This window comes from Streptomyces sp. NPDC001492 (assembly GCF_053597275.1).
Genome location: NZ_JBSFHW010000006.1, coordinates 140,873 through 153,045, shown reverse-complemented (window position 1 = coordinate 153,045; position 12,173 = coordinate 140,873). Strand labels below are relative to the sequence as shown.

Sequence of the window (12,173 nt, the reverse complement as noted above, 5' to 3'; positions counted from 1 at the left end):
TCACGCCGGTGGCGGTGCCGTGCTGCTGCGGACCACCAGGCTGGTCGCCAGTTCCACCCGGGTCGCCACCGCCTGGTCCTGACGCCCCAGGTCGAGGACGAGCCTGGCCGCCGCCTCCGCCATCTCCGTCAGCGGCTGCCGTACGGAGGTCAGCGGCGGCCCCACCCAGCGCGCGACCGGCAGATCGTCGAAGCCGACCACGCTCAGGTCCTCGGGGATGCGCAGGCCCAGTTCGCGCGCGGCCTCGTACAGACCGAGCGCCTGGAGGTCGTTGAGGGCGAAGACCGCGGTGGGCCGGTCCGGGCGGCGCAGCAGCTGAAGGCCCTGCCGGTAGCCGGCCTCGTGGTGGAAGTCGCCGGTCGCGATCAGCGCCGGGTCGACCGGGAGGCCCGCGGTCTCCAGCGCGGCCCGGTAGCCGTCGACGCGGGCGCGGCTGCACATCATGCGGGAGGGGCCCGTGATGGCGCCGATGCGGGTGTGGCCGAGTTCGATCAGGTGCCGGGTGGCGGCGAGACCGCCCTGCCAGTTGGTCGCGCCGATCGAGGGGACGTCGACGCCGGGGTCGCCGGCCGGGTCCATCACCACGAACGGGATGGAGCGGCTGGTCAGCAGCGCCCGCTGGGACTCGTCGAGCCCGGACAGCACCAGGATCACCCCGTGCGGGCGGCGGGCGGCGACCTGGTCCGCCCAGGTCCGCCCGGGTGTCAGCCGCCCGGCGCTCTCGCTCAGCACCACACTGAGCCCCGCGTCCCGTGCCACGTTCTCCACGCCCCGGATGACCTCCATCGCCCAGGCGCTCTCCAGCTCGTGGAAGACCAGGTCGATCAGGGGCGAGCGGCTCGCCTCAGCGCGCCTGCGCCGGTAGCCGTGGGCGCGCAGCAGTTCCTCGACGCGGCTGCGGGTGGCCGGGGCCACATCCGCGCGGCCGTTGAGGACCTTCGAAACAGTCGGCGCGGACACGCCGGCCTCGCGGGCGATCTCGGCGAGCGTCGCGGTCTGTGTCGACCGGCCCGTCGTCGGGGTTGTCGTCCGTGTTTCAACGGGCTCCGGGGGTGTCATGGCGGCGATCGTATCCCTGCATGACCTCTTGACGAAGCCTCCGGACCCGCCTAGGTTCCCGGAACATTCGATATACATAGCGAAACATTCGTCGCCAGACTGTGCCAACGTTCGTGAGAGGGCCCCACCCACTCGACCAGAGCAGGAGTTTCATGACCACCGCCCCCTGGCGTGACCCCGCCCTGCCCGCCGCCGCCCGCGTCGACGACCTCCTCTCCCGGATGACCCTCGAGGAGAAGACCGCCCAGCTGTACGGCGTGTGGGTGGGCGCCGCCACGGACGGCGACGGAGTCGCCCCCCTGCAGAGCGAGATGACCGCCGACTACGACTGGGACGAGCTGATCACCCACGGCCTGGGCCAGCTCACCCGCTCCTACGGCACCGCCCCCGTGGACCCGGCGCTGGGCGCGCAGGCACTGGCCCGCGCCCAGCGCCGTATCGCCGAGGCGGGCCGGTTCGGGATCCCGGCCGTCGCGCACGAGGAGTGTCTGGCCGGGTTCACGGCCTGGGGCGCCACCGCCTACCCCGTCCCGCTGGCCTGGGGCGCCAGCTTCGATCCGCCGCTGGTCGAGGAGATGGCCCGCGCCATCGGCGGCGACCTGCGCGCGGCCGGAGTGCACCAGGGCCTCGCCCCGGTCCTGGACGTCGTACGGGACCCGCGCTGGGGCCGGGTCGAGGAGACGATCGGCGAGGACCCCTACCTGGTGGGCACGATCGGCACGGCGTATGTGCGCGGTCTGGAGTCCGCCGGGATCGTCGCCACGCTCAAGCACTTCGCCGGGTACGCGTCCTCGGCGGGCGCCCGCAATCTCGCGCCCGTACGGGCCGGCATCCGTGAGTTCGCGGACGTGACCCTGCCCCCGTTCGAGCTGGCGCTGCGCGAGGGCGGCGCCCGCTCGGTCATGGCGGCGTACACCGACACGGACGGCATCCCGGCCTCCGCGGACCCGTCCCTGCTGACCGGACTCCTCCGCGAGCAGTGGGGGTTCACCGGCACGGTGGTGGCCGACTACTTCGGCATCGGCTTCCTGGAGACCCTGCACCGGGTGGCGGGCTCCCCCGCCGAGGCGGCGCACGCGGCGCTGACGGCCGGCATCGACGTGGAGCTGCCGACGCTCAAGTGCTACGGAAAACCGCTGCTGGAGGCGGTGCGGGCGGGAGTGGTCCCGCAGTCGCTGGTCGACCGCGCGGCCCGCCGGGTGCTGCTCCAGAAGTGCGAGCTGGGCCTCCTGGACGAGGACTGGGACCCCGAGCCCGCCGCCGTGATCGACCTGGACTCGGCCGCGAACCGGGCCCTGGCCCGCCGTCTCGCCGAGGAGTCGGTGGTGCTCCTGGACAACCCCGACGGGGTCCTTCCCCTCCCGCCCGACACCCGTGTCGCGGTGGTCGGGCCGCGCGCGGCGGACGCGCTGGCGATGCTCGGCTGCTACTCCTTCCCGTCCCACGTCCTGGCCCACCACCCCGACGTTCCCATGCGCGTGGAGATCCCGACCGTCCTGGAGGCGCTGCGGACCGAACTCCCGGACGCCAAGGTGACGTTCGCCCAGGGCTGCGACACCTCGGACCCGGACCCGTCGGGGATCGAGGAGGCGGTGGCGCGGGCCTCGGAGGCGGATGTGTGCGTGGCGGTCCTCGGCGACCGGGCGGGCCTGTTCGGCCGGGGCACCTCGGGCGAGGGCTGCGATGTGACGGACCTCCGGCTCCCGGGCGTGCAGGGCGACTTGCTGGACGCGCTGGTCGCCACCGGGGTGCCCGTGGTCCTCGTCCTGCTCACCGGGCGGCCGTACGCCCTGGGGCGCTGGCACGGACGGCTGGCCGCGGTGGTGCAGGCGTTCTTCCCCGGGGAGGAGGGCGGCCCGGCGGTCGCGGGAGTGCTGTCGGGCCGCGTGAACCCCTCGGGCCGCCTCCCGGTGAGCGTCCCGCGGGTCCCGGGGGGCCAGCCGTGGACGTATCTCCAGCCCCCGCTGGGCCTGGCGGGCGAGGTCAGCAACCTCGACCCGACGCCGCTGTACGCCTTCGGCCACGGCCGCTCGTACACGACCTTCGCGTGGGAGTCCGGGTCCGCCGGGGCGGAGATCGGCACGGACGGCTCGTACGACGTCACGGTCACCGTCCGCAACACGGGCGAGCGCGCGGGCGCGGAGGTCGTACAGCTCTACCTGCACGACCCGGTGGCCTCGGTGACCCGCCCGGACGTCCGTCTGATCGGCTACCGGCGGCTGGAGCTGGAGCCGGGCGAGTCGGCCGACGTCACCTTCTCCTTCCACGCCGACCTGTCGGCCTTCACCGACCGCTCGGGAGCCCGGGTGGTCGAACCCGGCGCCCTGGAACTGCGGTTGGCGGCATCGAGCGCGGACGTACGCCACACGGCCCGACTGAACCTGACGGGACCGGTACGTGTCCTCGGCCCCGACCGCCGCCTCCGCACCGAGACCCGGGTCCGCCGGCCCTAGGCCCGTTGGCAGTGGGGCCGCATACATTCCGGCCATGAACGTCACGTCACTTCCGAGGTCGCTGCCACCGGGACGGATCGTCGAGTCGTACGGCCGGTCCGGCATTCTGGTGTGGATGAGCGACGGCACACTGCTCGACGCGGACGAGTGGTGGCGGCGGCTGTATGCCGACCGGTCGCGGACGGGCCTGTATCCCGTCCTGCTCGCATACCCGGAGGACATGTACGAGTTCAACGTCGGCGGTGACGAACAGGTCGACGCCGCCGCGTACTTCCGGGACGCGTGGCGGCCGTCGTCCTGGCCGTCGTTCCCGGCGTGGCCGGGCCTGGCCGTTCCGGCGGCGGCCGGGGCCGACCCGGACGTGTGCGCCGGCGAGGAGGCGGCCGAGGTCGTGCGCGAGGACCGGGCCCGCTGCCTCGCACTGGTCCGGGCCGAACGGGGCTCGGACGTTCCGTCGGCGCTCGACTGGCCCGGCATGTGCAACCACATGGGCAAGGACGAACTGTCGGGAGTGCTGCGCTCCTGGGAGGACCGCTTCGGCGCCCGCCTCGTCGGCTTCGGCCACGCGGACCTCTACCTGTCGGCCGCCGTCCCGCCGAAGGACCTCCACGAGGCCCATGTCCTGGCCGCAGAGCACTATCTGGCCTGTCCCGACTGGTTCCACAACAACTTCGACGACTGGGAGGACACCTACCCGGAGGAGCTCCTGACCTCCCGGCAGTGGCGCTTGTGGTGGGACTGAGAGCGGGCGACCGGCCGAACCACCCTTCACCGACCGCTCACACGTGTGGAGGGCCGGAACGGGGACGCTGGAACTACCGTGGGAACACCGACCGGCGACCGCCGCGAGACGGGGGTCTCGGGGGAGGCGGAACCGGTGCTTCGGACTTGGGGGAACGATGGTCCGGTACGTGCATCACGAGTGGTGGGCCGCCTCGCTCGTCCTCGCCGGGATCGCCGGCGGCTGGGCGGCGGCGGTCGGCACAGGCCAGAGCCCGCCGGTGCGGACCGGAGCCCTGGGCGTGCTGATCACCTTCGCGCTCGGCTTCCTCGTGGTCTCGACGCTGCTGCGGGCCTCCCGGCTCAAGTGGATCGGCCGGCTGCGGGAGTTCGAGGCGGCGGCGCTCGCGCCGGACACCGAGGAGCGTCCGCACCGCGCGGCCTTCTCCCCCCGTATGGCCGGACTGCTGCTGTTGTCGGCCCTGTGCGTGTTCGTCATCCGGGACACCGGAATCGTCGTGGTCCTGCTGGCCGTCGGCCTGGACTGGCTCGGCACGGCGGTGGCGGCCACGGGCTGGGAGCACAGCACCGGCCGACGCCTGTGGCTGGCCCCCGACCCCAGGGAACGGTGGCACCTCTCGTACTCACCCGCCGGAGCGGCGATCAGCCACGGCTGAACGGACGCCTACCAGAAGAGAATCCGGAACCGGCCGCCGCGGAAGATGTAGCGGGCGTAGAAGCCGCTCGCCGTGGCGACCAGCGCGCTCAGCAGGAATCCGCCGACGTCCCCCCTGGCCAGCCCCGACACCGCGGCCACGACACCCAGCACCCCGATCACACACCAGAAACCGCCGAACACGGCACGGGAGAGGGTCTCCCGCGCCCCGAGCCGGGGAGCGGGCGGGCGTGCGGGCACCGGCACCGGCGGCCCCCACGCCGGCGGTGCCGGCAGGACGGGTCCCGCCGACGGACGCGGTGGTACGACCGGCATGGGCGGCGCGCCCGCCGGCATCGGGGGCACCGGCGCGGTCCGCCCCTGGTAGCCCGGTCCCTCGAACAGGTCGGGCCGGGGCCGGCCGGGCCGGGCGTCGGTGGGCCCGTATGCGCTGTCGTCGGTCATGGCGGCACCCCTCCCCTACTCGCCGTCGTCCCGGCCGCCCGCGGCCGCGGACCCCGTCAGACCGAAGGCGGCGCCCAGCAGATAGAGCACCGCTCCCGCCGGGATGATGAACACGGCCACCGGGAAGTAGTACGTCCCCGAGGTCTGCTTGGCGACGTACACGCCGTAGACCAGCAGGAACGCGCCACCGATCACCGACCAGGCCCTGTCCTTCACGGTGACCCGGGGCAGCATGAGCCCGCACATGAGAAGCACGGCCCCCGAGATCACGGAGAAGACTTCGTAGACACCCCAATGCATGATGAATCCCCCCTACGTCAGAACGCCCGCCGCGGCGTGCGTCAGAACTGGCCCTTGTACTGCTCGATCACCGCGCCCAGCGACTCGGACGGGTGGTAACTGCACTCGTAGCGGATGGCCGGCAGCGCGAGCGGGCTGCCGAAGCCGCCGAGCCCCTTGGACGTCGCGATGTCGACGAGGGCCTGCGACTCGGTCCCCTGGTCCGCGTTCAGGAAGTCCTTGCAGGTCGAGGAGGCCGAGAGGCCGTCGCCGCTGTCGCCGCCGATGACGGCCGGGATGCCCTTGAACACGAGCAGGAGCAGCGCCAGGACGGCCAGGGCGATCAGCACGTACCGTCCGAAGGGGGTGTCGTTGTGGACGTCCCCCTCGTACGTGTCGCCGTCCCGGTGCTGGGTGACCTCACCCTCGTAGAGCGAACCGCCGCCGCTCACCACCCGGTTGTGGTTCCCGTAGGTGTCGCGGCGGTCACCGATCTGCGCGTCGCCGTCCCGGCCGATACTGATCGACTTCACGCTCACCCCGGCCGGCTGCTCGGCCTTTGCGCCGCGCACCGCCTCGGCGAGCGCGAGCCGGAAGTCGGCGTCGTCCTCCGCTGCCTGTCTCAACAGGTACTCGACGAGGGAGCTGTTGCGCGGGTCGCGGGTGAAGCCCTCCCACTCCCGCTCGTTCCCCCTGCTCCGCAGCCGGGCGGCGACCAGATCCGACAGCAGCCGCGTCGCCACCCCCTGCACCACTCCCCCCGCGCTCGCGGCCGCCGACGTCATGGAGTGCGTCAGAATCCGGACAGCCTCGACCGCCATCTCGCCCACCTGCATTGGCCCCCCAGCCCTCTCCCCGATGGCATGCGCCGGCGACGAAATCGGCCAGAAGACGCATACCGAGAATGAGGAATGTATCCGTCCGGACCTGGGGCAGACAGGAGAATTTTTCCGGTTTTACGCAAGCGAGATATGTAACAAGGTAGATGGGCATGCGTCATATGACGCACATGACCGTACATATGTGCGTCGAACGGACAGAGTCAGTCGGTCGCCACCGACTCGAACCGCCACCGGTGCACCGCACGGGAGGTCAACTCCCCGCCCGGCTCGGGGAGTTCGGGCAGGTCGGCGTCGTACGGGGCGTCCCACCAGGTGATGACGAGGACACGGTCCTGGGGGGCGCGGAAGGTCTCGCGGCGCGCCGGTGGTACCGGGAGTTCCTGCGCCCGCGCCCAGGCGAGCAGTTCCTCGCCCCGGCCCTCGGCCGCCCGCGCCTCCCACATCAGGGCGACCGTCACGGGTACAGGTTCTCCTTGCTGACCTCGTGGACGTGATCGTGGTGGTGCCCGGGTACGTGCGCCTCGGTCACCGGCAGCGAGGAGTCGGCGGACAGGTCCCAGTCCGACGCCGCCCGGTTGCGGGCCACCAGCTCGGCGCCGAGCGCCGCCACCATGGCGCCGTTGTCGGTGCACAACTTCGGCCGCGGCACCCGCAGTTCGATCCCGGCCGCCTCGCAACGGTGCCGGGCGAGCTCACGCAGCCGGGAGTTGGCGGCCACCCCGCCGCCGATCATCAGATGCCCGACGCCCTCGTCCTTGCAGGCCCGTACGGCCTTGCGGGTCAGCACGTCGACGACCGCCTCCTGGAAGGAGGCCGCCACGTCCCGCACCGGAACCTCCTCGCCCGCCGCCCGCTTGGCCTCGATCCAGCGGGCCACGGCGGTCTTCAGCCCGGAGAAGGAGAAGTCGTACGCCGGGTCGCGCGGACCGGTCAGCCCGCGCGGGAACGCGATCGCCGACGGGTCGCCCTCGCGCGCGTACCGGTCGATCACCGGGCCGCCGGGGAAGCCGAGGTTCAGCACCCGCGCGATCTTGTCGAAGGCCTCGCCGGCCGCGTCGTCGATGGTCGCGCCCAGCGGACGTACGTCCGAGGTGATGTCCGTCGACAGCAGCAGGGACGAGTGTCCGCCGGACACCAGCAGCGCCATCGTCGGCTCGGGCAGCGCGCCGTGCTCCAGCTGGTCGACACAGATGTGGGAGGCGAGGTGGTTGACGCCGTAGAGCGGCTTGCCCAGTGCGTACGCGTACGCCTTCGCCGCCGACACGCCGACCAGCAGGGCGCCGGCCAGCCCCGGACCGGCGGTGACCGCGATGCCGTCCAGGTCCCTCGCGCTCACCCCCGCCTCCTTCAGCGCGCGGTCGATCGTCGGCACCATCGCCTCCAGGTGCGCCCGGGAGGCGACCTCCGGGACGACGCCGCCGAAGCGGGCGTGCTCGTCGACGCTGGAGGCGACGGCGTCGGCCAGCAGGGTGGTGCCGCGGACGATGCCGACGCCGGTCTCGTCGCAGGAGGTCTCAATTCCCAGGACCAGGGGTTCGTCAGCCATGGATCTCGGTTTCTCGTTCGGAGGTCGGTCCCGCGGCGGAGCCGCTGTCGGATTGCGTGGTCAGCCGCATCACCAGGGCGTCCACATTGCCGGGCTGGTAGTAGCCGCGCCGGAAGCCGATGGCCTCGAAGCCGAAGCGCTCGTAGAGCTTCTGGGCGCGGATGTTGTCGATCCGGCACTCCAGCATCACTTCGGCGCACTCGAAGGCGGTGGCGGCCCGCAGCAGCTCGGCGAGGAGCCGTCCGCCGAGGCCGGTGCCCCACTGGTCGCGGGTGACGGCGATCGTCTGGATGTCGGCAAGGTCTCCGGAGGCGGCGAGGCCCGCGTACCCGACGACCCGCCCCTCGCCGTCCTCGGCGACGACATAGCGGCGGGTCGCCTCGGGCCCGCGGGAGTGGGCGAGTTCCGACCAGAACATGCCGCGGGACCAGGCGTCCTCGGGGAAGAGGTCCTTCTCCAGTTCGAGCACGCGGTCGATGTCCCACCAGCGCATCTCGCGCAGTCGAGAGGTCACGGGTTCGGTCACTTGGGGGTGACCACCTTGTAGTTCTTGGGAACCTGGGCGTCCGGGCGGCGCAGGTACAGCGGCCGGGCCTCGGGCAGTTCCTCGCCCTTGGCCAGCCGCTCGGCGGCGAGACTCGCGAGCGCTGCGGCCGACACATGCTCCGGCTCGTGCACGTTCGGGAAGGTGTCCGGGTACAGCAGCGCGCCCGCGCCGACGGCGGGCAGGCCGGCCACCCGCTCGGCGATGTCGGCGGGCCGGTCCACGGCGGGGTCGGTCAGCCGGGTCCGGGAGTCCGCGTAGCGCGCCCAGTAGACCTCCTTGCGCCGGGCGTCGGTCGCCACGACGAAGGGGCCCTTGTCGATGTCGGCCGCGTACGCCAGACCGTCCAGCGTGCACACGCCGTGCACGGGGACACCGAGCGCGAGCCCGAAGGTGTCCGCGGTCATCAGGCCGACGCGCAGCCCGGTGTAGGGGCCGGGCCCGATGCCGACGACGATGCCGGTGACGGCGTCGAGCCTGAGCCCGGCCTCGGCGAGCACCCGGTCGACGGCCGGCAGCAGCAGCTCGCCGTGCCGGCGCGCGTCCACCTGGCTCGAGGAGGCGATGACGTCCGTGCCGTCGTGCAGGGCGACGGTCACGGCTGGGGTTGCGGTATCCAGAGCGAGCAAGAGCACGCAAACAGCCTACGGCTCCCGAGGCCCGTGTCGGACGCCCCGTCATCCGCCCGGAGGGGCGGGCCCCGCGGCGGCATGGGGTCCGCACGAGGTTGTCCGAGCGTGGCGGAGCGTGCGATCGCAAGGCGGAGTGCGTGCCGGGCGCCGTGGGACAGGCGGGGCGTCCGACACGGGCCCCCACCTCGGGCATCGCCGCCCCGGTCAGGCGTGTACGGGCTGCTACGGTCGCCGCAAAGCATGATGTTCGAGGCGAATGGGGCAGGTGGCGACCATGGCAAGGAGCGGCTCCGGATTCGTGTTCGGGCTCACCGTGGCCGCCCTGGCCACCGTCGGCTTCCTCGGCTACCGGGCCTCCGTGACCGCGCCGGCCGGCTTCGGCAGGCCGCAGGCGAGCGCCTCACCCACGGCGGCCGTCCCGGGGGCACCCGGCGCCCAGCGCAACCCCGGCCTGCCGCCCGCCGCGTCCGGCGCCGGGGAACGTGTCGTCTACTCGGTGGGCTCCGACCGGGTCTGGCTGGTCGACGCGGGCAACCAGGTCCTGCGCAGCTTCACGGTCGCCCCGGGCAATGTCGACCCGGCGCCCGGTGTCTACGGGGTCACCTCCCGCTCGAACTCCGCCATCGGCACCGACGGCACCGCCATCGAGCACGTCGTGCGGTTCACCAGCGTGGAAGGGGTCCCCGTCGGCTTCAGCGCGGCGGTCAGAACCCCGTCGTCGGCGGCACCCGACCCGACGGTGCGCACGGGCGGGATCCGCGAGTCCCGCAAGGACGGCGCCGCACTGTGGGAGTTCGCGACGATCGGCGCACAGATCGCCGTGATCCCCTGAGCGGCTTCTCTACGCGGCTTCCGGGTGCCGGGCCGGTGACCCGGACACCTCGGGGTCCGGCAGTCGCGGCGGGGTCGAGACCGCGTCGGCCGCGGCGCACGACGCCAGCAGCTCGCGCATGGACACACCGGCTACGACGGCGTACGGCTTCTGCGGCTGCGCGTTGCTCTCGGTGGCCGGCATGGACGCCTCCTGAGGACCCGGGGGCGGGCATAGTTAGGTAGACCTAACTACGAACTGGATACCATGTGACCACGCACAAGACACCGAATGCAATATCTTGCCGACGTCTTGTCGGAACGTTCACGGAATCGTGCGCCGACCATGCGGCCGTCAGGCGGACAGCACGCTCAGGTCCACCGCCGACCACCGCTCGCCCAGCCCGCTCACCGTCACGTGCCGGACTTCGTCCGTGTCCGGGGGTCCGGGGGTCGCTCCCCGGGAAGACACAGTACCGACGGCCCGGTGGATGACGACGTGCAGCCGGTCGTCGGTCAGCTCCTCGACCTTGCCCTCGCCCCACTCCACGACGATCACCGACTCGGGCAGCGAGACGTCGAGGTCGAGGTCCTCCATCTCGTCGAGCCCGCCGCCCAGGCGGTACGCGTCGACGTGCACGAGCGGCGGACCGTCGCCCAGCGAGGGATGCACGCGGGCGATCACGAAGGTCGGCGAGGTGACCGCGCCCCGCACGCCGAGCCCTTCACCCAGCCCGCGGGTGAGCGTCGTCTTGCCCGCGCCGAGCTCCCCGTTCAGCATCACGAGGTCACCGGCGCGCAGCAGCTTGGCGAGGCGGCGGCCGAGGTCCCGCATCTGCTCGGGGGAGGTGACGGTGATCTCCACGGAAGGCGCGGAGGAGGACACGGAGGCCTCGGTCTCAGCCGGGTTGTGCGGTGCTGCTGGTGCTTCCATAGCCACCCACGGTAGCTCCTGCCGGGACGGCACCCGCACGGGTGAGCAGGTCGGCCAGCCGGTCGGTGACCACCTCCGGGTGCTCCAGCATCACCAGGTGCCCGGCGTCCGGGACCAGCACCAGTTCGGCGTCCGGCAGCAGGTCGGCGATCGCCTCGCTGTGCTCGCTGGGGGTGACGAGATCACCGATCCCGGCCAGCACCAGCACGGGCAGATCCGCGAAGTGCACCAGCGCCTCGGTCTTGTCGTGCTCCGTGAACGCCGGGTAGAACTCGGCGACCACGTCGATCGGCGTGCCCTCGATCATCCGCTCGGCGAAGCGCGCGACCGCCGGGTCGACGTCCCGCGAGGCGAACGAGTACCGCTTGATGATCCCGGCGAACAGATCGGCGGTCGCCCGCCGCCCCTTCTCCACCAGCGCGGCCTGCTGCCCGAGCGCCTTCAGCACGCCGGGCAGCACCCGCCGTACGGCATTCACGCCCGCGACCGGCAGCCCGAAGTTGACCTCGCCGAGCCGCCCGGACGACGTACCGACGAAGGCGACGGCGACCACCCGCTCCCGGATCAGCTCGGGATACTGGTCGGCCAGCGCCATCACGGTCATGCCACCCATGGAGTGCCCGACGAGCACGAGGGGCCCGTCCGGCGCGGCGGCGTCGATGACGGCCTTCAGATCGCGGCCCAGCTGGTCGATGCTGACCGGCACGCCGTCCTGCACCTGCTGCACACCGCGTTCGGACCGCCCGTGGCTGCGCTGGTCCCAGTGCACGGTCCGTACGACGCCGCGCAGGGCCGACCGCTGGAAGTGCCAGGAGTCCTGGTTGAGGCAGTAGCCGTGGCTGAAGACGACGGTGACGGGAGCGGGCGCCTTGCGGCCGAACAGCCGGCGGCGGCGCGGGCCGAGCGCGGGCACGGCGTCCGGGTCGACGTCGTCGACCTCGTAGTACAGCTCGGTGCCGTCGTCGGCCGTGGCCTTGCCGGGTGTGCCGCGCAGCGCGCCGTACGGTCCGGTCGAGTCGAGCGCGAGCCGCGCCTTCTTGCGCATCCCGCGGCCGACGGTGAGCCGCTCTATGGCGACGCCGGCCGCCGCGCCCGCGGCGACCACGCCTATCGCGGCGCCCGCGATGCCGGTCGCCCTGCGCCAGTTCCCGGCCGCCCCCGCGGCGGAGGCGACGGCTGCGACGGCCTCCGCAGTGGTCTCGCTCACGTACCGCTCCTCTTCGCCGGATCACTA

Annotated in this window: 15 protein-coding genes; 4 read left to right on the top strand and 11 right to left on the bottom strand. The window is 72.6% G+C overall.

All coding sequences use genetic code 11. The features are described from left to right. On the bottom strand, positions 1-1,059 hold the full coding sequence (locus ACWC1K_RS10265) for a LacI family DNA-binding transcriptional regulator (RefSeq protein ID WP_450830049.1): 1,059 nt from the start codon (positions 1,057-1,059) through the stop codon (positions 1-3). 152 nt (positions 1,060-1,211) lie between these two features. On the opposite strand from ACWC1K_RS10265, the gene ACWC1K_RS10260 reads away from it, so the two are divergent. The 3 genes from ACWC1K_RS10260 to ACWC1K_RS10250 all read left to right on the top strand — a co-directional run bounded on the left by ACWC1K_RS10260 (position 1,212) and on the right by ACWC1K_RS10250 (position 4,909). After that, positions 1,212-3,512 (top strand): beta-xylosidase/alpha-l-arabinosidase, encoded by a 2,301-nt coding sequence (locus tag ACWC1K_RS10260; RefSeq protein WP_450830047.1) that lies wholly within the window; start codon positions 1,212-1,214, stop codon positions 3,510-3,512. 34 nt (positions 3,513-3,546) lie between these two features. Further along, complete coding sequence (locus ACWC1K_RS10255; RefSeq protein ID WP_450830046.1) at positions 3,547-4,254, top strand: DUF4253 domain-containing protein; 708 nt, start codon at positions 3,547-3,549, stop codon at positions 4,252-4,254. 169 nt (positions 4,255-4,423) lie between these two features. Further along, positions 4,424-4,909, top strand: coding sequence for a hypothetical protein (locus ACWC1K_RS10250; protein ID WP_450830044.1), 486 nt, complete (start codon positions 4,424-4,426; stop codon positions 4,907-4,909). An 8-nt stretch (positions 4,910-4,917) separates the two neighbouring features. Here the strand turns inward: ACWC1K_RS10250 and ACWC1K_RS10245 are convergent, their stop codons facing one another. The 7 genes from ACWC1K_RS10245 to tsaB all read right to left on the bottom strand — a co-directional run bounded on the left by ACWC1K_RS10245 (position 4,918) and on the right by tsaB (position 9,198). Continuing rightward, on the bottom strand, positions 4,918-5,352 hold the full coding sequence (locus ACWC1K_RS10245; protein ID WP_450830042.1) for a hypothetical protein: 435 nt from the start codon (positions 5,350-5,352) through the stop codon (positions 4,918-4,920). Positions 5,353-5,367: 15 nt separating this feature from the next. Beyond that, positions 5,368-5,652: a hypothetical protein gene (locus ACWC1K_RS10240; protein ID WP_450830040.1), complete on the bottom strand. Its 285-nt coding sequence runs from the start codon at positions 5,650-5,652 to the stop codon at positions 5,368-5,370. A 41-nt stretch (positions 5,653-5,693) separates the two neighbouring features. Next, entirely contained in the window at positions 5,694-6,452 is a 759-nt protein-coding gene (locus ACWC1K_RS10235; RefSeq protein ID WP_450830038.1) for a hypothetical protein, read from the bottom strand. A 221-nt stretch (positions 6,453-6,673) separates the two neighbouring features. Continuing rightward, positions 6,674-6,931: a hypothetical protein gene (locus tag ACWC1K_RS10230; RefSeq protein WP_450697248.1), complete on the bottom strand. Its 258-nt coding sequence runs from the start codon at positions 6,929-6,931 to the stop codon at positions 6,674-6,676. Continuing rightward, positions 6,928-8,019: a tRNA (adenosine(37)-N6)-threonylcarbamoyltransferase complex transferase subunit TsaD gene (gene tsaD / locus ACWC1K_RS10225; RefSeq protein ID WP_450830036.1), complete on the bottom strand. Its 1,092-nt coding sequence runs from the start codon at positions 8,017-8,019 to the stop codon at positions 6,928-6,930. The genes ACWC1K_RS10230 and tsaD overlap by 4 nt, the downstream gene beginning before the upstream one ends. Further along, positions 8,012-8,545 (bottom strand): ribosomal protein S18-alanine N-acetyltransferase, encoded by a 534-nt coding sequence (rimI, locus tag ACWC1K_RS10220; protein WP_450830034.1) that lies wholly within the window; start codon positions 8,543-8,545, stop codon positions 8,012-8,014. Before rimI ends, tsaD begins: the two co-directional genes overlap by 8 nt. After that, positions 8,542-9,198 (bottom strand): tRNA (adenosine(37)-N6)-threonylcarbamoyltransferase complex dimerization subunit type 1 TsaB, encoded by a 657-nt coding sequence (gene tsaB, locus ACWC1K_RS10215; RefSeq protein WP_351462458.1) that lies wholly within the window; start codon positions 9,196-9,198, stop codon positions 8,542-8,544. The genes rimI and tsaB overlap by 4 nt, the downstream gene beginning before the upstream one ends. 271 nt (positions 9,199-9,469) lie before the next feature. On the opposite strand from tsaB, the gene ACWC1K_RS10210 reads away from it, so the two are divergent. Further along, positions 9,470-10,027, top strand: a complete 558-nt coding sequence (locus ACWC1K_RS10210) for a hypothetical protein (protein WP_450830032.1) — start codon at positions 9,470-9,472, stop codon at positions 10,025-10,027. Positions 10,028-10,036: 9 nt separating this feature from the next. Here ACWC1K_RS10210 and ACWC1K_RS10205 read toward each other — a convergent pair whose 3' ends face one another. The 3 genes from ACWC1K_RS10205 to ACWC1K_RS10195 form a co-directional block, all read right to left on the bottom strand. Further along, positions 10,037-10,210: a hypothetical protein gene (locus tag ACWC1K_RS10205; protein WP_450830030.1), complete on the bottom strand. Its 174-nt coding sequence runs from the start codon at positions 10,208-10,210 to the stop codon at positions 10,037-10,039. Positions 10,211-10,360: 150 nt separating this feature from the next. Further along, entirely contained in the window at positions 10,361-10,939 is a 579-nt protein-coding gene (gene tsaE / locus ACWC1K_RS10200; protein WP_450830028.1) for a tRNA (adenosine(37)-N6)-threonylcarbamoyltransferase complex ATPase subunit type 1 TsaE, read from the bottom strand. Then, positions 10,905-12,146, bottom strand: a complete 1,242-nt coding sequence (locus ACWC1K_RS10195) for an alpha/beta fold hydrolase (protein WP_450830026.1) — start codon at positions 12,144-12,146, stop codon at positions 10,905-10,907. The genes tsaE and ACWC1K_RS10195 overlap by 35 nt, the downstream gene beginning before the upstream one ends. Positions 12,147-12,173: the final 27 nt, after the last annotated feature.

Bases quoted from the DNA above. Each gene is read 5' to 3' on its own strand.
- tsaE (WP_450830028.1), bottom strand. From the start codon at position 10,939: ATGGAAGCACCAGCAGCACCGCACAACCCGGCTGAGACCGAGGCCTCC.
- ACWC1K_RS10205 (WP_450830030.1), bottom strand. From the start codon at position 10,210: ATGCCGGCCACCGAGAGCAACGCGCAGCCGCAGAAGCCGTACGCCGTC.
- ACWC1K_RS10235 (WP_450830038.1), bottom strand. From the start codon at position 6,452: ATGGCGGTCGAGGCTGTCCGGATTCTGACGCACTCCATGACGTCGGCG.
- tsaD (WP_450830036.1), bottom strand. From the start codon at position 8,019: ATGGCTGACGAACCCCTGGTCCTGGGAATTGAGACCTCCTGCGACGAG.
- ACWC1K_RS10255 (WP_450830046.1), top strand. From the start codon at position 3,547: ATGAACGTCACGTCACTTCCGAGGTCGCTGCCACCGGGACGGATCGTC.
- ACWC1K_RS10245 (WP_450830042.1), bottom strand. From the start codon at position 5,352: ATGACCGACGACAGCGCATACGGGCCCACCGACGCCCGGCCCGGCCGG.
- ACWC1K_RS10240 (WP_450830040.1), bottom strand. From the start codon at position 5,652: ATGCATTGGGGTGTCTACGAAGTCTTCTCCGTGATCTCGGGGGCCGTG.
- ACWC1K_RS10260 (WP_450830047.1), top strand. From the start codon at position 1,212: ATGACCACCGCCCCCTGGCGTGACCCCGCCCTGCCCGCCGCCGCCCGC.
- ACWC1K_RS10265 (WP_450830049.1), bottom strand. From the start codon at position 1,059: ATGACACCCCCGGAGCCCGTTGAAACACGGACGACAACCCCGACGACG.
- ACWC1K_RS10210 (WP_450830032.1), top strand. From the start codon at position 9,470: ATGGCAAGGAGCGGCTCCGGATTCGTGTTCGGGCTCACCGTGGCCGCC.